The 22543-nt window shown below is 60.5% G+C and carries 19 protein-coding genes and 2 pseudogenes; 11 read left to right on the top strand and 10 right to left on the bottom strand.

Annotation, left to right across the window (positions count from 1 at the left end; translation table 11 throughout):
• The first annotated feature begins 71 nt into the window (after nt 1-71).
• The 3 genes from U0025_RS01000 (at nt 72) to U0025_RS00990 (ending at nt 946) form a co-directional block, all read left to right on the top strand.
• Nucleotides 72-359 (top strand): CsbD family protein, encoded by a 288-nt coding sequence (locus U0025_RS01000; RefSeq protein ID WP_004210589.1) that lies wholly within the window; start codon nt 72-74, stop codon nt 357-359.
• 16 nt (nt 360-375) lie between these two features.
• Nucleotides 376-522 (top strand): cupin domain-containing protein, encoded by a 147-nt coding sequence (locus U0025_RS00995; RefSeq protein WP_004210588.1) that lies wholly within the window; start codon nt 376-378, stop codon nt 520-522.
• Between the two features lie 280 nt (nt 523-802).
• Nucleotides 803-946 carry a helix-hairpin-helix domain-containing protein gene (locus tag U0025_RS00990; RefSeq protein ID WP_257010981.1) on the top strand — a complete coding sequence of 48 codons (144 nt, stop codon included), beginning with the start codon at nt 803-805 and terminating at the stop codon, nt 944-946.
• Nucleotides 947-1689: 743 nt separating this feature from the next.
• Here the strand turns inward: U0025_RS00990 and U0025_RS00985 are convergent.
• The 4 genes from U0025_RS00985 to U0025_RS00970 are packed head-to-tail and all read right to left on the bottom strand — an operon-like array spanning nt 1690 to nt 7551.
• Nucleotides 1690-2841 (bottom strand): hybrid sensor histidine kinase/response regulator, encoded by a 1152-nt coding sequence (locus U0025_RS00985; protein WP_004210586.1) that lies wholly within the window; start codon nt 2839-2841, stop codon nt 1690-1692.
• A complete protein-coding gene (locus U0025_RS00980) occupies nt 2838-3404 on the bottom strand; it encodes a chemotaxis protein CheB (protein WP_004210585.1) in 567 nt (188 codons plus the stop codon). The genes U0025_RS00985 and U0025_RS00980 overlap by 4 nt, the downstream gene beginning before the upstream one ends.
• On the bottom strand, nt 3401-4225 hold the full coding sequence (locus U0025_RS00975) for a CheR family methyltransferase (RefSeq protein WP_004210584.1): 825 nt from the start codon (nt 4223-4225) through the stop codon (nt 3401-3403). The genes U0025_RS00980 and U0025_RS00975 overlap by 4 nt, the downstream gene beginning before the upstream one ends.
• The gene (locus tag U0025_RS00970) at nt 4225-7551 is read right to left on the bottom strand and encodes a response regulator (RefSeq protein WP_004210583.1); all 3327 of its coding nucleotides are present in this window, start codon (nt 7549-7551) and stop codon (nt 4225-4227) included. The genes U0025_RS00975 and U0025_RS00970 overlap by 1 nt, the downstream gene beginning before the upstream one ends.
• A gap of 844 nt (nt 7552-8395) precedes the next feature.
• Here U0025_RS00970 and U0025_RS00965 point away from each other — a divergent pair.
• The 5 genes and pseudogenes from U0025_RS00965 to istB all read left to right on the top strand — a co-directional run bounded on the left by U0025_RS00965 (nt 8396) and on the right by istB (nt 12158).
• Nucleotides 8396-8587, top strand: a complete 192-nt coding sequence (locus U0025_RS00965) for a response regulator (RefSeq protein ID WP_257010980.1) — start codon at nt 8396-8398, stop codon at nt 8585-8587.
• An 84-nt stretch (nt 8588-8671) separates the two neighbouring features.
• Nucleotides 8672-10090 (top strand): ATPase domain-containing protein, encoded by a 1419-nt coding sequence (locus U0025_RS00960; protein WP_004210580.1) that lies wholly within the window; start codon nt 8672-8674, stop codon nt 10088-10090.
• Nucleotides 10091-10133: 43 nt separating this feature from the next.
• Nucleotides 10134-10499: a response regulator gene (locus U0025_RS00955; RefSeq protein ID WP_004210578.1), complete on the top strand. Its 366-nt coding sequence runs from the start codon at nt 10134-10136 to the stop codon at nt 10497-10499.
• A gap of 106 nt (nt 10500-10605) precedes the next feature.
• Nucleotides 10606-11362: pseudogene (locus U0025_RS00950) on the top strand (hypothetical protein).
• Complete coding sequence (istB, locus tag U0025_RS00945; protein WP_004210572.1) at nt 11352-12158, top strand: IS21-like element helper ATPase IstB; 807 nt, start codon at nt 11352-11354, stop codon at nt 12156-12158. The pseudogene U0025_RS00950 and the gene istB overlap by 11 nt, the downstream one beginning before the upstream one ends.
• A gap of 311 nt (nt 12159-12469) precedes the next feature.
• On the opposite strand, the gene U0025_RS00940 is transcribed toward istB, so the two are convergent.
• From U0025_RS00940 to U0025_RS00930, 3 genes are all read right to left on the bottom strand, one after another.
• Entirely contained in the window at nt 12470-13021 is a 552-nt protein-coding gene (locus U0025_RS00940) for a hypothetical protein (RefSeq protein WP_004210563.1), read from the bottom strand.
• A gap of 381 nt (nt 13022-13402) precedes the next feature.
• Nucleotides 13403-13765 (bottom strand): PilZ domain-containing protein, encoded by a 363-nt coding sequence (locus U0025_RS00935; RefSeq protein ID WP_157225211.1) that lies wholly within the window; start codon nt 13763-13765, stop codon nt 13403-13405.
• Between the two features lie 473 nt (nt 13766-14238).
• A complete protein-coding gene (locus U0025_RS00930) occupies nt 14239-15240 on the bottom strand; it encodes a PAS domain-containing protein (RefSeq protein WP_080604499.1) in 1002 nt (333 codons plus the stop codon).
• Nucleotides 15241-15556: 316 nt separating this feature from the next.
• Here U0025_RS00930 and U0025_RS00925 point away from each other — a divergent pair, with 316 nt between their 5' ends.
• The gene (locus U0025_RS00925) at nt 15557-16234 is read left to right on the top strand and encodes a type 1 glutamine amidotransferase domain-containing protein (RefSeq protein WP_004210557.1); all 678 of its coding nucleotides are present in this window, start codon (nt 15557-15559) and stop codon (nt 16232-16234) included.
• Between the two features lie 175 nt (nt 16235-16409).
• Here the strand turns inward: U0025_RS00925 and traA are convergent, their stop codons facing one another.
• Nucleotides 16410-19307, bottom strand: a complete 2898-nt coding sequence (traA, locus tag U0025_RS00920) for a Ti-type conjugative transfer relaxase TraA (protein ID WP_004210556.1) — start codon at nt 19305-19307, stop codon at nt 16410-16412.
• A gap of 172 nt (nt 19308-19479) precedes the next feature.
• Between traA and U0025_RS00915 the strand changes: the two genes are divergently transcribed.
• A complete protein-coding gene (locus U0025_RS00915) occupies nt 19480-19806 on the top strand; it encodes a conjugal transfer protein TraD (RefSeq protein WP_080604498.1) in 327 nt (108 codons plus the stop codon).
• Complete coding sequence (locus tag U0025_RS00910; RefSeq protein WP_004210555.1) at nt 19712-20047, top strand: conjugal transfer protein TraD; 336 nt, start codon at nt 19712-19714, stop codon at nt 20045-20047. Before U0025_RS00915 ends, U0025_RS00910 begins: the two co-directional genes overlap by 95 nt.
• On the opposite strand, the pseudogene U0025_RS00905 reads toward U0025_RS00910, so the two are convergent.
• Together U0025_RS00905 and tnpC are read right to left on the bottom strand one after the other, a co-directional pair.
• Nucleotides 20048-20287, bottom strand: a pseudogene (locus tag U0025_RS00905) (nucleotidyltransferase); the annotation flags it as partial. It abuts the gene before it with no gap.
• Nucleotides 20288-21012: 725 nt separating this feature from the next.
• Nucleotides 21013-22536: an IS66 family transposase gene (gene tnpC / locus U0025_RS00900; RefSeq protein WP_004209593.1), complete on the bottom strand. Its 1524-nt coding sequence runs from the start codon at nt 22534-22536 to the stop codon at nt 21013-21015.
• Nucleotides 22537-22543: the final 7 nt, after the last annotated feature.

The raw sequence follows: 22543 nt of genomic DNA, 5'->3' as shown, positions 1-22543 counted from the left end.
CTTGGATCGGCACCGTCCCCGACATTGGGCGTTCTGTGAAAGATGAACCTGGTCATTCGGGAGCGAGTGCGATGAAAGAAGACAATCTGGCCGGCGAGGGGCGCGACATCGTCGGTCAAGTTAAGGAGATGGCTGGCAACGTGACAGGCGATCGTTCGCTGCAGCATGAGGGCCTTGCCGATCAATTAAGCGGCAAGGTGCAGAAGGTGGTCGTTGCAGCTAAGGACGTGATCGCTGCCGACGGCGTACCGCTGCTCGACAAGGCGCGGCGCTTCACCCGCGAGCGACCGTTGGCGTCAGCTGCGCTGGCGGGCGTCATCGGTCTCGCATTGCTCAACACGCTGCGCGGCAAACGCTGATCCGGGAGCTCCCGAAATGGCGTTCAACAAGGACACGGCAAAACTCGCCAAGGCGAACAGCTTTTCCCGGAAGGAAGTCTATCTCGACAAGAATATCCAGATCGTCCTGATGAGCCTCAAGCCGGGCGAGTATATCGGCGAGGAAACTCACCGCGCCGATTAGACGACCTATTTCGTCGAGGGACCGGCAGCGCGGTGATCGACGGACGCAGCAATAAGGTCACCGCCGACCACATGATCGTCATCGCGCACGGCGTCTAGCACAAGACCAAGGCCGATGCGGAGGCGGCCGAAGAAGGCGTGGTGACCAAGATTGTCAAAGTGGCGGAGGAAAAGCTGACCGGGGCGGCGCCTGCAAAGCCGAAGCACTAGCCGGCGGCCAAGCGCTCGTAAGCAACGGCAAGCTTGACATCAACGCCGCTACCGCCGAACAAATCGACGCGGTGCTTGCGCTGGCGGGGCACGGCTTCGAAATCGTTCGCTATCGGGAAGAGCGCGGCAGGTTCGACGCCCTGCGGCAGCTCGACGAGGTGCCGGGCCTCGCAGGTAAGCTCGACGACGCCGATCGTGCGCTGCTTACGGTCTGAACCGGAGGGCGCGCTTCTGGCTTGGGGAGGCGTCCAGCATTTGCTGCGGCTTTGGAATGGATCCGTGCCAGTACTGCGGTCGGAAGCATGGTGTGTTCGCGATCTCAAATTGCGCTCGACGATCTTCGTCCATTCGGACCAGTCGAGCCATCCGCCGCCCGTCAGCCTGCCGAGCGCATTGGCCTCACTCGCACGGCGGACCGTTTCCTGGGCGGCGGAGGTAGTTTTTTGCGACACTCCCAACGCGCTCGTCTTCTCAGTGACCATGCGGCTAAGCTCTCTATGATTGAAAGTGAATGGGTTGGTCCATGCGGCCGTGATCATCGTCATGCGCGCGTCGACAACTGAGCATGCGCTTGTCATCGTTTCCGCCCAATCGCTGGCCAATCGCGCGGTTGTGAGCGGCCACATCCACAACGCCATCACCCGGGTTCAGTTGTTCAATCGATAAGGGAATGTCCGGCAATGGCCAATTGGCCCAAGGATTCCGAACAAGACGCGCCAAGCGTCTCCATGGGCGACAGTTACTCATATGATCGAAGGCTAGGACCGCGCAGGCTCCACGCATTCCCGCTCGGCGCCCATCGTGCAGCACCCCGTTATTGTCCCGGCCGCTCTCCGATGTGCCTCCGTCTCGCGGTGATGTCCGGCTCACCAAGGCATGCAATGACGCGGCCCAGCGCTGGGATGCGCGGCAGAACGTCGAAACTTATGGCTATTGCCCGCCGCTCGATTAAGCCGAGTCAATCAGGCGTCGGTAAGCGGACCTCGAAAGTGCTGCCCTCGTTCGGAGCGCTGCGCGCGAGCGCGATCGTGCCACCGTGAAGATCGACAAGCTGCCGGACCAGCGCCAGACCTATGCCCAGACCGTCCTGGGTGCTCCGTTCCACCTGCTCGAAGATCTCGAAAATCCGGCCTTGCTGCTCAGGTGCAATGCCGATTCCATTGTCGTTGACCTCCATGATAGCCCAGTCGCCCTCTTGCCGAAGCACAAGGCCGATTTCGCCGCCGGGAGGAGTGTATTTCGCTGCATTCCCGAGTAGATTGCCGATGATCTGGGCAACACGAGCCGGGTCGGCTTCCAGCCAGATCGGTTCAGACGTTATGGTTAGCTGGAGAGAATGCCGGCCAGCCTCTATCGCGGGCTGTGCCGTCTCGACCGCGAAAGCGATCACCTCCTGGAGATGAACCTGCTCCTTCTTCAGCGAAATCTTGCCCTGGTCGATACGGGCGATGTCGAGCAGGTCTTCGATGAGACGGGTCATATGTTTGAGACTGCGATCCATGCCGGTGCGGATCTTGTGCGCGGCGTCGGTTCCCTCCCGTTTTTCCAGAAGCTGCACGCCGGCGGCAAGCGCCGCGATTGGGTTGCGCAGTTCGTGACCGAGAACGGCAAGGAAGCGGTTCTTCTGCCGATGGGCGCTCTGGAGGGCTTCCGTAAGCACGGAGAGCTCATCCCGCTGGGCCGCGAGTGCATCGCGCTGCGCGACGATCTGCCGCCGCTGGTCGTATAGGTCGAGGAAGACTTTGGCCTTGGACCGCAGGATGTCGGCCTCGATCGGCTTCTGGATGAAATCGACGGCGCCGGCTTCATAGCCACGGAAACGCCGCGACACGCCCGCGGTGCCGGCGGTAACGAAGATGATCGGGATATGCCGCGAGCGATCGTTGGCGCGCATGATCTCGGCGAGTTCGAAGCCGTCGATGCCGGGCATCTGGACATCGAGGAGAGCGAGGGCATAGTCATGGACCAGCATGAGCTCGAGAGCTTCCTCGCCGCTGCGCGCCGTGTGGAGGTCCAGCCCCTCGCGCTTGAGCAGCGAAACCAGCGCAAGCAGGTTTTCTTCGAGATCATCGACCAGCAGGAACCGGATGGGGTGGTCGAGTGGCGTCATTGCGCTGCGGTCTCTTTCAGGAAGTTGGAGATCTGGTCGAGCGTCATGACTTCTGCCGTCGGGCATGCCGCGAGCGCGGCAGCGGGCATGATCGGCACTTCGGCGCTGGCGGGATCTTCGACGATCGCGGTCCCGCCTGCAAGTCCGACCGCTTTCAGCCCGGCGGCGCCGTCATGATTGGCGCCGGTCAGCACGATTCCTGTTAGCCCCGGCCCAAATGCGTCGGCGGCGGTCTCGAACAGCGCGTCGATCGCTGGTCGCGAATGATTGATGGCCTCGTCGGACGACAATGCGAGGGAGTTCTCGGTCTCGACCAGCAGATGATAATTGGGCGGAGCGAGATAGATGATGCCATTGGCGAGCGGTTCCTTGTCTTCGGCCTCCTTGACCGGGAGCGGGCACTTCTTGGCGAAGAGTTCGACCAGCGCGTTGGGCTTGCGGGGCGGCACGTGCACGACGACGAGGACCGGCATCGAAAGCGCTTCCGGCAATCGGGGCAGGATACGGGAAAGGGCCTGGACGCCTCCCGCCGATGTGCCGATGATGATCGCCCTTTCGCTCATGGCTCGTTCCTCTGGTAGATCTTCTCGGACGCGACGAATTCGCTGAAGGCGCTCGCATGATCGGAAAAGCGCAGGCTCTCTTTCGCGCCGATGCCCAGGAAGCCCTTTCGTGCGAGGGATTCCCGGAAAAGTCCCACCGCCCGATCCTGCAACACGCGGTCGAAATAGATCAGGACATTGCGGCAGGAGATCAGGTGCATCTCGCCGAACACGGCGTCGGTGACGAGGCTATGATCAGAGAAGACGACCTGGCTGCGCAGGGATTTGTCGAACGCCGCGCGGCCATAGTCCGCGGTATAATAATCCGAGAGCGATGAGTGCCCGCCCGATTTCTGGTGATTTTCGGTGTAGGTGCGGATCAGGTCGAGCGGATAGACGCCCGCCTCCGCCGCCTTCAGCGCCGCGGGATTGATGTCGGTCGCATAGAACAGGGTCTTGTCGGCAAGCCCCTCTTCGCGAAACAGGATGGAGAGGGAATAGACCTCTTCGCCGTTACTGCATCCCGCCACCCAGACCTTGAGCGAGGGATAGGTGCGGAGGTGCGGGATCACTTTCTCGCGCAGCGCACGGAAATAGGAAGGATCGCGAAACATCTCGCTGACCTGCACCGTCAGATAGTTGAGCAGCCGCGGGAGCATCGTCTCGTCGTGGAGGAGATCCGCCTGCATGGCCGAGAAGCTGGCATAGCCGAGTTGCCCGCGGGCCTGGACGAGGCGCCGTTTGATCGAGGCGCGGGCATAGTGCCTGAAGTCGTAATGATATTGCTGGAAGAGTGCCTCCAGCAACAGCTGGATTTCTATGTCCTCGACGGTTTCGCGCATCAGCGGGGCATCCACACGCGAACCAGCGACAACAGTTTGTCGACATCGATGGGTTTGGCCATGTAATCGTTGGCGCCGGCTTCGAGGCACTTCTTCTGGTCGTCGGGCATGGCCTTGGCGGTCAGCATGACGATCGGCAGCTTGGACCAGCGCGCGTCGTTGCGGATCGCGCTGGTGGCGGTGAGCCCGTCCATCACCGGCATCATCACGTCCATGAGAACGAGGTCGATCGTCTTGGCGGGATCGTCACCGGCGGCTTCGAGCGCATCGAGCGCCTCCTGTCCGTTGCGCGCGATCTGGGTGAGGGCGCCGCGCGGTTCGAGCACGCTGGTGAGGGAATAGACGTTGCGGACGTCGTCCTCGACGATGAGGATTCGCCGCCCTTCGAGCGCGGCGTCGCGGTGCCGCGCCTTCTCGATCATCTTGCGCTGTTCGGGCGGCAGTTCGGAAACCACCTGGTGCAGGAACAGGGAGACTTCGTCGAGCAGGCGCTCGGGCGACTTGGCACCCTTGATGATGATCGAACTCGAATAGCGGCGAAGGCGCTGTTCCTCATCCGCCGAGAGATCGCGGCCGGTATAGACGATCACCGGCGGGAAACTGTGGTCGCCATCCTCGCTCAGGGTCTCGAGCAGCGAGAAGCCCGATGCGTCGGGCAGCGAGAGATCCAGGACCATGCAGTCGTAGGTTTGCTGGCGTAGCTCCTCGAGGCATTCGGCGGCGGTGCCGACACCGACGGTTTCGACATCCTGCGTCTGCAGCAGCTTGGCGACCGCGTCGCGCTGAACCTCGTCGTCCTCGACGATCAGGAGCCGGCGCATGCGGGAGGCGAGCTTGGCCTGAAGACTTTCAAGGACTTCGGCAAGCTGTGCGCGCTTTGCGGGCTTGAGAAGATAGCCCACAGCTCCCAGCGCCAGGGCAGTCTGGCTGTGGTCGGCCGCCGAGATGACGTGGATCGGGATGTGGCGGGTTTCGTCATCATGCTTCAGTCGATCGAGCACGGTGAGGCCCGACTGATCTGGCAACCCCAGGTCGAGAATGACGGCGCTCGGACGGAATTCGCGGGCAAGGTCGACGGCTTCCTGGCCGGTGGCCGCGACGATGCACTGGAAGCCCATCTCGCGCGAGAGATCGCATACGATCGACGCGAAAACCTCGTCGTCTTCGATGATCAGTAGCACCCGCTTCCCTTCCGCAAGTGCGCCGCGATCATCTTCTATGCTCCAGGGCGAAACCCTTGGGGATGGATCGCTGAACGTCGCGGCCGGCGCGACCGCTTCCGCCGCGGACGCTGGCGCGTTCTTGCGTGCCGGAACAAGCGCAGGATCATAGGCGAGGGGAATGGTGACGGTGAATTGGCTTCCCTCGCCGACCTTGCTCTCGAGCGTGATGGAGCCGCCTAGCAAGCGAGCGAGTTCGCGCGAAATCGACAAGCCGAGCCCAGTCCCGCCGTACTTGCGGCTGATCGTGCCGTCGGCTTGGTGGAACGCCTCGAAAATATTGGCTTGTTGCTCCGGCGAGATCCCGATGCCCGTGTCCGTGACGGCCAGCGCGAGCTTGTCGTCGCCAACGCGCGAAACGGCGAGCCGAACGCTGCCTCGTTCGGTGAATTTTAGTGCGTTCGACAGGAGGTTCTTGAGAATCTGTTCCAGGCGCAAGCGATCGGTCTCGATCGTCCGTGGGAGGTCGCTGGAAAGTTCGATCTGCAGGGTAAGGCCGCGCTCGTTGGCGATTGGCTGGAAAACCTTTTGCAGGTCGCCGGTTAGACGGTCGAGAGGGATCGGTGCCGGCTGGATCTCGACATGACCCGCTTCGATTTTCGAGAGGTCGAGGATGTCGTTGATCAAGGTCAGCAGGTCGTTGCCCGAGGACTCGATAGTCCGGGCGAACTTGATCTGGTCGGCCGAGAGATTGCCGTCGGCATTGTCGCCGAGCAGCTTCGAGAGGATCAGCAGCGAGTTGAGCGGCGTGCGCAGCTCGTGGCTCATATTGGCCAGGAAATCCGACTTGTACTGGCTCGCCTGTTCGAGCTCTCGGGCTTTCAACTGCAAGGAAGCGCCCGCGCGTTCCAGTTCGTCGCGCTGCGCCTCCAACGTCTGCGTTTGTTCCTCCAGCTGGCTGTTCGTTTGCTCGAGTTCGACCTGTTGCAGTTCGAGGCGCGCCTGCGATTCCTTGAGCGCGGTGCCCTGTTCCTCCAGTTCCTCGTTTGATACGCGCAGTTCCTCGCTCTGCGCCTGGAGTTCGCCTGCCTGACGCTGAGTTTCCTCCAGGGCGTCCTGAAGCCGCGATCGGAATCGCGCGGAGCGCAGGGCGATTCCGATCGATGCCGCCGATTGTTCGAGCAATTCGACGACGAGGTCATCCACGGGCTCGAAGAAACCGAGTTCAAGCACGGCATTTACCGCATCGTCGGCTTTTGCAGGTGCAATCACTAGATGGCGTGGGACGTCTCGACCGAGCGCCGATCCGATGGTTAGATAGCCTGGTGGAACATCGTTGAAAGCCATCAACCTCCCTTCGGCTGCGACCCGGCCCATAAGACCCTCGTTCAGCGCGAAGGCCTCTGGCATCGGGGCGTCGCCGGGGACACCGATTGTACCATCGCGGTGGAAGCGGCCCGCTTCTCCTTTGTAGAGCGCACCGGCCTGGGCACCTGTCTTATCGCAGAGAAAGGCGAGAACCGCCTCGGCGAGTTCCGTGATCGTCTTGTCGCCGCGCATGGCGTTGGCGAGACCGACCTGCCCTGTCTGCAGCCATTGCTGGCGGGTGCGGGCGCGGCTGCTGCGTATCAGCAGCACGAAAATCGCGATTGTAAGGATGCTGCCGATGAGGCTGGTCATGATCGCGCCTGTCATCGCGGTCCTGGACGCCAAACCCATATCTTCCATGTGCGACGTCCGTAGCCTTAGTTCCTCGCGCGCCATCGTCTCGAGCTGCGACCGAATGGCGTCCATCTCCGTTTTGCCGCGATCGGTCGCCACCACGGCGAGCGCCGCAGCGAAGCCCTCATTTCGCCTCAATTCTATCGTCGCGCTAAGTTCGCTGAGCTTCGCGTCAACGTGGTGTCGCAGGACGGCCAGGTTCTCGCGTTGAACCGGGTTGTCCCGGGTCAAAGCCGCCAGGGCATTCATGCGCTGGCTGGTGCTCGCGGCTGCGGCTGTGTAGGGTTCCAGATAGCGATTATTGCCCGTGAGCAAATACCCTCGCTGGCCAGTCTCGGCGTCCTGGGCTGCCGAGCGGAGGCCTTGCAGTGCAAGTATGACCTCGTGGGTATGTCGAATGGCGCCGTCGCTTTCGCGAATGTTCTGGATGTTCAGATAGGCCAAGGCCCCGCTGACAAGAAAAAAGACTAGGCCGGCAATCAGCCCGACAATGGACCACCGATCTGCTGGACTGCGTGAGCTGGAGGCTATAGCTGAATTCTTCACTGAATTGGATCTCGCGAGAACGGGCCTCCTGCCTAGCGACCTGTGCAGCTAAGACGCAAGGGGGCACGCAGAGAGCGCCGAACCGGGAGCGACCGGCGGACTTGTCGTTAATGCCAAGCGGGTCAGGATTTGATCGGTTTCCTATCCTAAAGCCGCGCGTTTCCCTGTCAGCGCCTGATCGCCGGGCGGATGCGCCGCGCTTAAGCGGCATAGTCGATCGAGAACAGCCCTCATTACGGCGCATAACGAGAAGGCGTCGCAGCACATGGTCGACATCGCGCAGAGCGAAATCCGAATTGCAGGCAATTGCAACGATATCCCCCTCGATCAGATCATGCTTGAGATCCAGACCCGGCTCGACCGCGCCAGATCAGGGCAAACGTAGACATTCTTTAGGGAAAGCATCCTTTAGGGAAAGCATCCGTTTTTTTGTGGGGGGACCGCAAACCGGTTCGTCCGCTCCTGTCGAGCAGGACATAGCTTCAAGATCGGCTTTTCATTCGCTCAATATAACGGTCAGGCGCATGTAGGCGCCAGACCCAGTGCACACCACCAGACTTTGTGACAGACATGGCCCATATCCTAGTTGTCGACGAGGAAAGCCTGCTTCTCATGCTGCTCGCCGACATTCTTGGGGATTAATGTTACGATGTCGAAACAGTTTGAAATGGCGCTGAGGCTTTAGCCTGCGCCAGAGCATGTGCACCGTCTTTTGATCATCACTGATTTCATGATGCCGGTCATGACCGGCCTTGATCTCGCCAGCGCGGTTCGCGCCGAAGGACAGATTTGCGATGTGCCGATCATCTTGGTGAGCGGCGCACAAGCCCAGATCGGCCGTAGCCACCCCGATCTTTTTCAGGCTGTCGTCGACAAGCCCTACAACGATCAAACGCTGCTGACCGAGGTCCGCCGCCTTATGGCAAATTGCTAAAATTCGGAGAGCTTCGAGCTTTCGCTTTACCCGGCGGGCGGGAACTGTAGGAACATAACACGACCGCTCAGGAGATACCGACCAATGCAGCAAGCACACCGTCTAGCGAGCGGGATAGACGGCCTAGACCAGATTTTGGCGGGCGGTTTCATCTCCGGCGCCTCCTACATCATCCAGGGGCAGCCGGGCGCGGGCAAGACAATCCTTTCCAACCAGATCGCCTTCGCGCATGTCGCGGGGGGAGGGCGAGTGCTCTATGTGACACTCCTGTCCGAAAGCCATGAGCGGCTGTTCCAGACAATGGATCCGCTGGGTTTTTTCGATCGCTCGCAATTGGGCGCGGCGATTACCTATATCAGCGTCTTCCAGACTTTGCGCGACGAAGGGCTCGATGCTGTCGTCAAGATGCTGCGCAAAGAAACCAAACGCCAAGATGCCACCCTACTCGTGTTTGACGGCCTGCTTAACGCACGGGACCGCGCCGACACGGACTTCGACGTCAAGACCTTTGTCGCGGAGGTGCAGGGGCAGGCTGCCTTCGTTGGATGTACAGTGCTTTTCCTCACCAGTTCCAGCGTGACCGATCTCAATCCCGAACATACGATGGTTGATGGCGTGATCGATCTCACCGATACGCTTGCCGGCGTCCGCACCGTGCGCGAGCTGCAGGTCCGCAAGTCGCGCGGCAGCCAGGCGCTGGGGGGCCTGCATAAATTCGAAATCAGTGATGCGGGCATCACCGTCTATCCCCGGATCGAGTCTCTGCCGACACGGGCTGAGGCCAGCGTACGGGCCGAGAGCAAGCTCAGCATCGGTGTTCCTGGGCTTGATGCGATGCTGGGCGGCGGCCTTCCTGAAGGGTCGATCACCTTGCTGGCCGGGCCTTCCGGCAGTGGCAAGACGACCCTGGGGATTCATTTTCTGTCGCGAGCAAGCGATGCTGAACCCGCGCTTCATTTCGGTTTCTTCGAAACGCCTGATCGCTTGCGCAAGAAAGCGGCGGCTCTCGGCATTCGCCTGGCCGATCAGGAACGCCGGGTGCTAACAATCGAACGCATGCCGCTCGCGGACAATATCCTGGACAAGCTGGCCCATCAGTTGCTTGCCCAGGTACGCTCGCTCGGTATCAAGAGGCTGTTCATCGATGGCTTCGGCGGCTTCGAACGCGCGGCTGTTAACCGCCCGCGGCTTATTGAGTTTTTCGCCTGTCTGATGGATCAACTCAGGGCGGACGGCGTTACCACATTGGCGACATGGGAAATCCGCGAACTTGTCGGTTCCGACGTCGCGGCACCAGCCAGGGAAATTTCCGCCATTCTCGATAATATGATCCTCCTGCGGCTCTTTGAGGAGGATAACCAGCTCATCAGGGCTGTTTCCGTCCAGAAAATGCGCGACAGCCATTTCGACACCTCGGTCCACGCCGTGGATTTCGCTCCTAACGGGCTGGTGCTCGGCGAGGCGCTCAGTGCCCGCCAGGTGCCCCCCCATCCTCAACAATAAGCGGCGCATAGCCGTGGGGATGGACCCGGGGAGAGATTAGAACATGGCGTATATCCTCGTAGTGGACGATGAATTTCTCCTCGCCATGATGCTTACCGATATGTTGGAGGACGAAGGGTACGAGGTGGACACCGTTTCCAACGGCGAGGCCGCACTCGCTGCTGTGCGCAAAAGGCGGCCCGATGTCGTAGTCACCGACTTTATGATGCCCATGATGACGGGTCTTGAGTTCGCCGAGGCGGTGCGCGCAGATGCGGCGCTTGCAAACCTGCCGATCATTCTCGTCAGCGGCGCGCAAGGTAACATCGCCCGCGAGCGGCCCGAACTTTTTCAGGCGGTATTCGACAAGCCCTACAGGAACAGCGCCATTCTGGAAGCCATCGCAAACTATGTTGCGACAGACTGTTGATTTCCCCTGAGAAGTGACCCGGGTCGGGCGTAAATTTCCACTGAGAATTGACCCATGTTGAACTCGTCCCTGGCTTTGACAAGCGAGGGTATATGGAGTGTTGGACATGGCGTTATTGAGCGTTATCCGGCGCTGGTATTTTCGCGATCATCTACCGATCCGGGAGATAGCGCGGCGCACCGGACTTTCACGCAACACGATCCGCAAATATTTGCGGTCCGAGACGATTGATCCGCGGTTCAAGGTGCCGGATCGACCAAGCAAACTGAACCCATTTGCTGAGCATCTGGGGGCCTGGCTGCGGCGCGAACTGGGCCGATCGCGCAAGCAGAAGCGCACGATCAAGCAGTTTCACGCCGATCTGGTGAGCCTGGGTTATGAAGGATTCTATAACCGGGTTGCCGTCGCGGAGGGGCAGCCAATCTGCGCGCATCAGCGCATCATCAACCGCTCTCACGACGGTCCAGGTCATACGGTTTATGACTGGCGCCATTATCTGGCGGTCGTGCAGCGCAAACCCGGCGCCCTGCGCAACGGAGCGCCCTTCCTTGAGCTACCCGATGCGTTCCAGCGTCTGCAGCGACATCTGTTGCGCACTCCCGGCGGCGACAGGGAAATGGTCGAAATACTGGCGCTGGTTCTTCATCATGATGAAACTGGTGCTGACGGCGGTCACCATGGCGCTGGAGGCTGGCGTTCCGACCAAGACCCATATCCTCAATCTGCTCTATAGGCTGGTCGACGGAAAACCGATCTCCACGCCGCCGGTGACGGCGCCCCAGGCGCTCAAGCTGGTCAGCGAGCCGGTGGCCAATGTCGAACGCTATGATGATCTGCGCAAGGAGAAGCGCCATGCGTCATGACCCTGCCAGCGGCGCCATCGTCGTGATGCTCCGCAGCCTCAAGATGCATGGCATGGCACAGGCCGTCACCGATCTCATGGAACAGGGATCTCCAGCGTTCGAAGCCGCCATCCCGATCCTCTCCCAGTTGCTCAAAGCCGAGACAGCAGAACGGGAGGTTCGATCTGTGGCCTATCAGCTCAAGATCGCGCGCTTCCCTGTCTATCGCGATCTGGCCGGCTTCGACTTTACCAGTAGCGAGGTCAATGAAGCTCTGGTGCGTCAGTTGCATCGCTGCGACTTCATCGACATCGCCGACAATATCGTGCTGGTCGGCGGTCCTGGCACCGGCAAGAGCCATGTGGCAACGGCGCTGGGCATCCAGGCCATCGAACATCATCGAAAGCGCGTCCGCTTCTTCTCGACGGTCGAACTGGTCAATGCGCTCGAGCAGGAAAAAGCACAGGGCAAGGCCGGTCAGATCGCCAATCGCCTCCTGCACTCCGATCTCGTTATCCTGGATGAGCTTGGATATCTGCCGTTCAGTGCTTCAGGTGGCGCGCTGCTCTTCCACCTGCTGAGCAAACTCTACGAGCGCACCAGCGTCATCATCACCACAAACCTGAGCTTCAGCGAATGGGCCACCGTGTTCGGCGACGCCAAAATGACCAAGGCGCTCCTCGATCGGCTTACCCATCACTGCCACATCCTGGAGACCGGCAACGATAGCTTCCGCTTCAAAAACAGCTCTGCCAAGCAGGCCAGAACCCAAAGGAGAAAACCACGGGTTGACCCACCCATAACACCCGAAACATAATCCGCAGACGGGTCACTTCTCGATGGAAAACCCGGGTCACTTCTCAGTGGAAATCAACATTGATAGGAGAGATCCATCTCCCTTGGACCGATGCCATCCGACAATGATAAGGCTGACATGCAGGGCACGTCGATGGACGATCTGCCCGGCACGAACCGCGGGACCGTAGACGTGGGCGACGCAAACACCGAAGAGCTTGTGAACTCACAACAGGAAGCCGCAGAAAAGCACCAACAGCGGAACAGCTATCAATAGACATGATGGCCTCTTCAGCGATTGTCGCTGACGAGGCCATCATGGTCACATAGCTTTTAGAAATGGAAAATCACACCAGCCATGGGACGGAAGCTGTCCCAATCATAGGTGTCTACCTGCACACGCAGGCGCACGCCGCTGTTGCCCGTGATACCGCCAAGACCGATTTCCTTGGGACCGACCTCAACGCCAGCGCCGTACATCCAATCCTTACGGTCGGGCCAGCCGCCCTTGCCATTCACCCACTGATAGCCAGCCGACGCATAGATCATGCCGCTTTCGCCAGCACGAGCGCCGAAGCGCCCCTTGACGCCGTATTCCCAGTCGATGTCGCTAAAACCTTTGGTGGCGTTGCCTTCCACGCCTACAAAGACCGGCCCAAGGGGGACATTGACGCCCGCAATACCGCTGATCAGCGCGCCATTCATGATCGTTTCGCCAGGGATGGCGCCGAATTCGGAACCACGATCAAAGGTGTGGTAACCGCCAAGCACACCGACATAGGGCTCAACACCAAAGGCGTCGGTGCCATCAGGCGCTGTTTCCTGCGCGGAAGCGATTGAGGGTACGGCAGCGAAAATGGCTGCGGCAGCGAGAAACTTCTTCATACGAACCCCTGTTTGTTTAGATTAGGTGGATCGCAGAACCTGCCGGCTCACGACGAGTTGCACAGAAATGTCATTAAATTGAGAAAGTTGCATATATGCAACTCCCATTTCAGACGGAACCATAGCGATTGGGCTTCGTATTGTGAGGGCAAGCGGCGCCCCCTCCCTTGCGGTCTTCATAGCCTGCCCGCCTCCGGCCTGCCGGGGGCGGGTTTTTGATAGGCCGGCTTGGTGTGACGAAAATTTCCTCCTGTCTCGGCAGTCAGGCTGCGGAAGAAGTGTCGTTGCGAGAGCTGCACTTCAATGAGCTTCGTTCAACCCGCCAGTCGATTGCTAGAGTGTGCGCTTCGGTAGCAATTGTGCAGCGGCTCGCGAGGCCCTTCAGCAACCGCCGAGCGGCCGAAGCTGGCTGATCGTTCCGATCGGCTTTGCGCCATACCCCAGCGGCCTGATGGAATGCTGACGTATGAAGACCGCAGGATCGACATCATGTTCAAGCAGCACGCCACACTTCTCGCCATCGGCCCAGATGATCGACGCACAAAGCTCGACCTGATCGACGACGATAGTCACCGGCGTGCCGACTGGTGGAAATTCAAATCCTTCCAGCTGCGCGCCGTAGATCGACATGTTTTTGATCGTGGCAAATTCGTAAAGGCCAGCCCAATTGACCGTGCAGTGTATCTCGACACACTCACGTGAGCTGTGGCGGCGCTCCGAGGTACAGGCAAGTGCGTTCGACATCATCTCTATCCTGTCGGTCCCCAATAAAGAGACCGATAGGCAGCAAAATGGTTCCCAAGCTCAGCCGGATCGCCATGTGACCCGAGTGGCGCCTCAATCCAAGCTGTGGCCTGTGACCACATGGAGAGGAACTCCCCAACTAGTGGAGCACCTCCTAGTCAATGACTAGCGTCCGAGCCGCCGAATGCCTGGACGAAAAGCCCGCCGATCCTGAAACGTGTGAGCCGACACTCCATCGCTGCTGCGCTGCGTCCAATCACCGTCGGCAGGATTGACATCATATTCAAGCAGCACGCCACACTTCTCGCCATCCGCCCAGATGATCGACGCACAAAGTCGACCTGGTGGATAATTGCCGTTACGATCAAAAAATGGTGCTGAGCTTGGTTATCTACCCTGCTGGTGCTCGCCGAGCCGTATAGGCCCAACCATCTATCAAAATGTTCAAATAATATTAGAGCAGTGCTGCAAATTCACGCGGTGGCCTTGATGCTCCTTGTGACCATTGGCGCCCCGAAATCCGCCTTCAGGGTGAGCTTTGCGTCCAAACCATTTGGCTTCCAGACATATTCTATCGCGCCGCCTTGCATAACCATTAGTCGGCTAATCAGACGTAAGCCATGTCCGCTGTCTCGCTCTGTCATGTCGACATGTCCCCGCGAGGTTTCCGACCATGTGAGTGACAAGACGCCTTCAACCCAGTGCCCAAAAATGAGGATCTTACCGCCATATTCCAGGGCGCCATGCTTAGAAGAATTCAACGCCAGTTCCGCAAGAACCAATGATAAAGTGTTAGCCCAATGTGCAGATACAGATGTATCCGGGAGGCCAGTCAAATCCAGACGTACTACATCCTGTCGAAATGGTGCGGTCACTGCGTTAATCAAATCTTGAATATTACAGGATTTACTTTCAAGCATAAATGCTTCCTTCGCACGACCCATTGCACTAAAAAGCTTAATCATGGGCTCGGCAAAATCCGATCTGACTGGGTTTCCAACGCTATACTGACGAAGTGTCGCGCAAACGGTAGCGTAGGTATTGGATAGCTGGTGTCGAAGATATTCTGTCGTGACGATCGCATCATCGAGGATCATTTGATTTTCTGTCACGTCTCGCGAAATTGCCAGAAAGCCACCATGTGAGCCGTTGGTGTCCAAAACCGTTGAAATGCTAACGTCCCACCAGCGCGGATTCCCTTTCGCCGTAGGACAAAAAGCTCTGAATTGAACTGCCTCGCCGAATTTTGCCTGATCATATGCGGCTTCTATTTTATCTGCAGTTTCGATTGGCCAAAAGCTGGACCAACGCTTGCCCTTTACAGTCGCAAAATCGTCGATCTCCATCGCGCAACGGCCATTGGGATTCATGTAAAGGATTTGACCTTCAGGGTTTATCAGTTTCACGCAATCGACGCTTTGATCCAAGACGTTAGCCAGAGAAACAGGCGAAAGCGCTATCGGGAGGTCATCCATTTCTGAATCGTACCACGCATGCTGAGGGGGAGAATCGACCGGTTAACGCAGGTTAGTAGAATTGGTTGCTCAGGTCGCCAACCTCTTGCAACCAGCATTCAATATCAGCGAGCCATTCAAATTTGCGCCGCTCCAGACCTTTTGTCTGCGAAGACCCAATCTTACCGATGGCTCACCGGACAGACGATGCGCGCGTTACGGCGAATGGCAGGTCACCCTTGAAACTACACGGCGTGCGGAGCGCTGAAACACTTCCATGACTTCCTTCCGTCTTCGGCGCCCTGCTACGCCGGACGGACAACACAGGAGATGACAGATGAAGATCCTGATGGTCCTGACAAGCCATGATGAACTCGGCAACACGGGCAAGAAGACCGGCTTTTGGCTAGAGGAGTTCGCAGCTCCCTATTACACCTTTCTCGACGCCGGTGCCGACATCACCGTCGCTTCACCTGCTGGCGGCAAGCCCCCGCTCGATCCAAAGAGCGACCTGCCCGAATTCCAGACCCCCTATACGGAGCGCTTCAAGGCCGATCCGGAGGCCCAGCAAGTTCTGGCCAGCACGGTGATGCTGCAAACGGTGCGGGAGGCCGATTTCGACACGGTGTTTTATCCCGGCGGTCACGGCCCCCTATGGGACCTAGCTGAAAGCGACACGTCGATCGCGTTGATCGAGAGCTTTGCTTCCGCAGGCAAACCTGTCGGTCTTGTGTGCCATGCGCCCGGCGTGCTGAAGAATGTAAAAGCCGGCGATGGCGATCCCTTCGTCAAGGGGCGTACCGTCACTGGCTTCACCAACGGTGAAGAAGCTGGCGTGGAATTGACTGATGTAGTCCCCTTTCTGATCGAGGACACCTTCATCGCGCAAGGCGCTGATTACCGCAAAGGTCCCGATTGGAAGCCTTTCGTGGTGCAGGATGGAAAGCTAGTGACCGGGCAAAATCCGGCCAGTAGCGAGGATGTTGCCAAGGCTCTGATCGCTATGCTCGCTTAACCAGCATCTGACGCTGGCTAAACATGGCAGCGTCAGATCATCTCCTGTGCCCAGGTCGAACTCTGCGAGACCTTCAATCTGACACGCAACCAGCGTGCCATCGGTTCCCGACGCACAGCATCAAAAGCTTCTGCGGGATCATCTTCTTGGGGGCTGCTTGGGTCATGACTGAAGCTTAGAGCCCAAGACCACGGCCTAGCGAGCGTCCGAGATGCCGCTGGAGATCCTGCGACAGCGATTGGCCGCTTTGGGAGGACAGACCGAGCTCTTTGGTGCGATTACGCAGCAGCGACTCCAGCTGTGGATCGCGCTCCAGCCCCTTGGCCATGCCCGCCATCGCCTCGCGCACCTTCCCGCTTGCGCTATGGTCGCCACTGCGGCTGAGCGCCTGACGCTGGCTGTCGCTGCTTTGCCAATCGGCAATGAACCGATCAGCGCGCTGCTGGCCAGCGATACGCATGTCCCGCTCGGCCTGCATCTGCCTGATGGCATTGCCGCTATGCCCGGTGGCCGCTTCATGGATGAGCCCGCGGTCCTTGCCAAAGGCAGCGCTCAGATCCTGCGATGCCTGGGGGCGCAGCGCATCGAGCGCGTCGCGCGCCCGCTGGGCAGCCTGTTGCTGCTCGATCAGCGGCTCATAGCTCTGGGCGCGCATGGCCTGCTCTTGCTGCAAGGCCTTGGCATAGTCCTGAACCGCCTTGTCGAACGAGGGCATGGCCGGTCGCCGGTCCAGCGGCGCGGCATTGAGCTTCAGCCCGGCGAAGATACTGCGCTTTGGCTGAAGCGGGGGCTCGGCCTGGGGTTGGACCTGATGCGGTGGCTGGACCTGATGGGGTGGCTGTGGCTCGGGTTGGGGCTGGGCCAGGCTCGCCGCCTCCGGCGCGCGCCCATAGTCCGATGCCATATCCTTGCCACGCTCCCGCTCGAGCACGCGCACGAGCTTTCCCTGATTGGCAAAGTCATCCTTGCCATAATGAAGATTGACGGTTTCGCGGTGGCGCGAGAGCGCGACATAGCTGGCATGGCGATCAAGCCCAGGCGTCGCCAGCACATGCACCTTGTCCACCGTCATGCCCTGCGCCTTGTGGATGGTGGCGGCATAGCCATGATCGATATGGGCATAATGTTTGGTGTCGAAGCCCACCTGGCGCCCATCATCGAGCGATACCCGCATATGCGCCTTGTCGACATGGTCGATGGTGCCGAGCGTTCCGTTCTTCACCCCAAGGCTGCGCTCATTCTTGAGGAACATGATCCTGTCCCCGTCGGCAAAGCTTCGCGCGCCGCGCTCGACGGTGAGGCTGACATCCCTGCCCAGTTCCCCTGCCCGCTGCAGTTGCTCGCGCGCCGCCTGGTTGAGGCTGCGCACTTCGTCATTGGTGTGGGTAAGGATGATGCGGCTGGCTTGTGGGTCGGCGATGCGATCGCGATCCCACCGCTCGATCAGGTCACCCCGCGCATCCTCGCGCGTCTCGGCGGCATGGACATGGCCATGGTCGCCATAGGCGGTGATCGCCTCATGGGTGCGACCGGTCGCCAGCGCCCTGGTCGCCTCGCGCTGCCAGTCGTGCGCCTGCCGGCGGATCGAGCTGATCTCGACGCTGCCATGGCGCTCGGCAATAGCGCGGAACGAGGCGCCGGCCTCGATCGCCTGCAGCTGCTGGGGATCGCCGACCAGCACGACCTTGGCACCATGCGCCTGCGCCTCCTCAAACACTCTATCCATCTGCCGCGTGCCGATCATCCCGGCCTCGTCGATCACCAGGATCGACCTGTCGGTCAGCCTCTCGCGATCCTGCGCCCATTGATGCTCCAGGCTGGCGATCGTGCGCGAGGCTATGCCCGACCCGCTTTCCAGATTTTCCGCAGCGATGCCCGAGAGCGCAGCGCCACGCACATCATAGCCGGCCCGCTCCCAGGCCTCGCGCGCCACGCCCAGCATCGCGCTCTTGCCGGTGCCGGCATAGCCGATGACATTGCTCAGCCCCTTGGCACTGGTCACATGCTCGAGCGCGCCACGCTGTTCGGCCGAAAGGTCGAGCCCGCTCGCGCTGGCCCGTGCCAGCGCGCGTTCGACATGGCGATCGGCCAGCCCATGATGGCGCCGCGCGTCGAGCGTGGCGGTGGCCTTTTCGAGCCGCTGTTCGGTCTCCAGCATCGCGCGGGAGGTGAACCGCGCCTCCCCTCGCCCATCCTTGCCCAGCGCCACCAGATCGGGCGAGGCTTTGACCGCCGCCATCACCCGATCAAATTGCTCCTTCCCCTCGCTATGGCGGTGAACGAACATGGCAAGATCACGAGTGGTGAAGGTCGCCTGGTTATGGGTGATGCCATCGAGCGCAATGCCCGGATTGGTGAGGATCTTCTCGCCATTGGAGCGGGCGATCTCATGATGATCTTCGATCCGCTCGCTGGCCTGGCCCGCTTCCCCCATGCGCGCTGCGGCCGGGCCGATCTTGTGCTGGGGCTCGAGATCAATGCCCTGGGCTTCCAGGCTGCGATGATCGATGCGCGCATCGATATCGAGAGCAGCCAGGCGCTCGTTCACATGCTCCGCCCAGGCCTCGCGCCAATGGCTGAGAAGCTGCGTGCTGTTCCAGTCGCGCACCTTGGCGCCAAAGCCCTCTGGCGTCACTTCGCGCAAGGTCAGCATCACATGGGCATGGGGCTTGGCCAGTCCATCGGCGCCGATATCCCAATGGACATTGAGATCGGCAACCATGCCGACATCGACAAATTCGCGCTGGACGAAGTCGCGGGCCAGGGCGATGCCCTCAGCCTGCGACATTTCTCGGGGGATGGCGAACTCCACTTCGCGCGCCAGCTGCGCGTCCTTGCGGATCTCGGCGGCCTCGACATCATTCCACAGCTGCTCGCGATCGCGCCATTGCTCTGGCGCGCCATCGGGCAGCATCACTTCGCTGTGGACGACGCCGGCCTTGTTGGAGAAGTCATGATCGCGCCCGAACAGCATATCGAACAGCGAGGAGCCTGAGCGATAGGCGGCCGAGGCGACCGCCGAGCGGCCGGCGGCGCGCGAGATGACTTTGACCGAGAGATGGTAGATCGCCATGACGGCGTACCATTTACACCTCAAGCAGCACGTCGGCACGACGTATAAGCGCGCCCTCAAAAGATTTCATCAGTTTCGGGATGACGAGATCCCAGGAAATTCCAGCGCATTGTGACTGATCGAGACGGTCGATAACGCCAGGGGTCTGACACCAACAGCAAGGCCATACTCCATGCGCAGACCACGGGACTATGACGCAGAGCTCAAGGCTCTCACCGACAAGGCACGACAACTTAAAGCCCGCAAGCAGAGCCAGCTGGGCGAACTGGTGATGGCAACGGGAGCCGATGGGCTCAGCGCCGAGGAACTGGCTGGCGCATTGCTTGCCGCTGCCAGCACAACCGAAGCACCAAGGCGGGAGGCGTGGCGCAAACGGGGAGCCGCCTTCTTTTCAGGGCAGCGGCATGATGCTGGGCCGGGCGCTGGCGACAAGCCGGGCAGCGCTGCGCCGGGTGACGGTCGCGCGCAACCGGTTGCAACTGAGCCAGGCGCGGCATGATCGGCGGGACTGGCAGATGAAGCGGCGCGAGCGCACCCGGCATCTGATCGAGCTCGGCGGTCTGGTCGTGAAGGCAGAACTGGTCACGCTCACCGATGATGATCGCGCCGTGATGCTCGGGCTGCTCGGCGAAGCGGCGGCGCGATTGCGGACCGATGATCGCGAACAGTTGTTGCTGCTCTGGCGCCGACGAGGCCAGCGCATGTTTGCGAGCGATGTATTGGCTGGAAAGCCTGAATGATCAGGCGATAACGCCAGCGGTGCGCTTCAATTCAGCGATGCGTTCAGCGCAGACTTCATGCACAACACGGCCCAGCTCCTCGACCTGTTTGCCGAGCCAGCTGAGTTCCTCTTCGCTGATCTTATAATGCTTGGAATAGCGGGCCTTCACATAGGCTTCCTTCAGCTTCTCGAACCGCGCCCGATCGACATGGCGCTCGCTCGGCCAGACATAGGCCAGCCGCCGGTCGATCCGTTCGGCTTAGGTGCGTATGCGAAGCGACGGGCCGCTTGATGGGCGCGCTCTCCCCAATCCTGCGCGGCGCGGAAGATTGTGGGCTGCCATTCGTTCTTGACGGACGGGAAAATCCAGTTCCTGGCCGACATCACGCATGAACTCGCCGGTCAAACCGTTCCTCTGCCCATATCCAAATGAGGGGACGACTGATGGGTTTGGGCAAGGTCACGCGCGGGGCGGGCAAAGTGGGGGCAGGCGTTGGAGGCGCTGGGCTACGTCCTGACCACTGCAAAGGCCCTCGGCCGGGCGATCAAGCGTTCGACATCAGAAGGTTCGGATGATGAGAACGGCACCGCCCAGAATGGAGACGCTCCAGAAAAGCCATTCGAGCGGAGCTAAAGGATCCGCATCCCAATCACGCCATTCACTAAGCATGCGACAATCCCCCGATTGCCCCTGACGCGCGCCGCGATGACGATGAATCGCGCCAGGAGCAGAATCAATATACCAACGGATCGAGAGTATTCAAACCGGCGGACTGATATCCGACCAGTGTGTGGGAGCAATGACCGGGAATTTACCAGTGGGAAGCCCGCCGAAAGCAAGACACCAGTACTCAACGCCGTCCGAATTATCCCATGCTGCGACGGACACTCCTAACTGGTTCCAAAGCAGCATCGGCCGGCCGTCCTTCCTATCTTCCGGTAGGAGTTCCATTGCCTGCCAGGGAATGAGGGTAAGCGGTGTTCTCAGCCCACGGTGGTCCAAGGCATGAGTTCGGCGACGCCGTTCGCAGGATGACCGTTGGCCAGGCTGTTCAGCGTATCGGTCAGCCAGATGTGCGGGTTGATGCCGGAGAGCTTGCAGTTTTCGATGAGCGTGGCGATCACCGCCCAGTTGTCGCCGCCTTCGTCGGAACCGGCGAACAGGGCATTCTTGCGGTTCAGCGCGAGGGGCCGGATAGAGCGTTCGACGGTGTTGCTGTCGAGGTCGATGCGGCCATCCTCGAGGAAGCGTGACAGCCCATCCCAGCGGGTGAGCGCGTAGCGGATCGCTTCGCCGAGCTTGCTCTTGGCGCTGACCTGGCGGATGCGGGCCTCGAGATACTGGCGAAGATCATCGACGATGATGCGGCTGCGGTCATGGCGAACAGCCCGGCGTTGCTCCGCCGATAATCCTCGCGCCTCATCTTCGATGGCATAGAGCAAGGCGACGCGACGCAGCACTTCCGTTGCCACCGGCGAGTTGTCGGCCAGCTCGTAGAACTTGCGCCGGACGTGTGCCCAGCAAAAAGCGAGGCTGATCTGCTGGCGGCGCCTGGCGAGCGCGGCATAGCCGCCATAGCCATCGACCTGCAGGATACCTGCAAAATCACCGAGATGCGCTTCTGCCCGTTCGCCCTTGCGATCGGCTGCATAGACATAGGCGACCATCGGCGGATCATCGCCGCCCCAAGGTCGGTCATCGCGGGCATAGGCCCATAGCTGGCCGGTCTTGGTTCGCCCACGCCCCGGATCGAGCACCGGCGCCGTAGTTTCGTCCGCAAATAGTCGTTCTGATCGTCGCAATCGCTCAAGGATGTGATCGCGCAAGGGGCGCAGATACCAAGCTGCCCGTCCGACCCAGTCTGCCAGGGTGGATCGATCAAGCTGGATGCCTTGCCGGGCGTAGATCTGCGCCTGGCGGTACAGCGGTAGATGATCGGCGTACTTGGCGACCAGCACCTGGGCGATCAGCGCTTCGGTGGGAATGCCGCCCTCGACGATCCGCGCCGGTGCCGGGGCCTGCACAATGGCGCTCTCGCACGAGCGGCAACCGTAGCGCGGGCGGCGGGTGACGAGGACACGGAAGGTCGTGGGCACGACGTCGAGGCGTTCGGCTACATCCTCGCCGATCTGGTGGAGCGCGCCGCCGCAGCACGGACAGGCCTTGTCCTCGACATCGACGACCTGCTCGATCCGTTCGAGATGGGCAGGGAGCGAACCGCGGTTGCTCTTGCGGGGGCGCTCGGCGGGAGTCCGGCTTGCCTTGTCCCTGGCATGCTCGGCTTCAGCCAACGCCGTCTCGACTTCTTCCAGCGCAAGCTCGAACTGATCAGGATCGAACTGCTCTGACCGGCGTCCAAAACGGTGGCGCTGCAGAGCCTCGATGATCGCCTTCAGGCGTTCCACATCAGCCTGGAAAACCTTGAGCGTGTCGAGCTCGCGGGCCTGTTCGAGGACGAGCGCACGCAGCGCTTCAACGTCGTCGGGGAGGTCCGCTTCCATGAGCATGGCAGGC

This window comes from Sphingobium yanoikuyae (assembly GCF_034424525.1).
Taxonomy (GTDB): domain Bacteria; phylum Pseudomonadota; class Alphaproteobacteria; order Sphingomonadales; family Sphingomonadaceae; genus Sphingobium; species Sphingobium yanoikuyae.
This window is presented reverse-complemented; position numbering and strand designations above follow the sequence as displayed.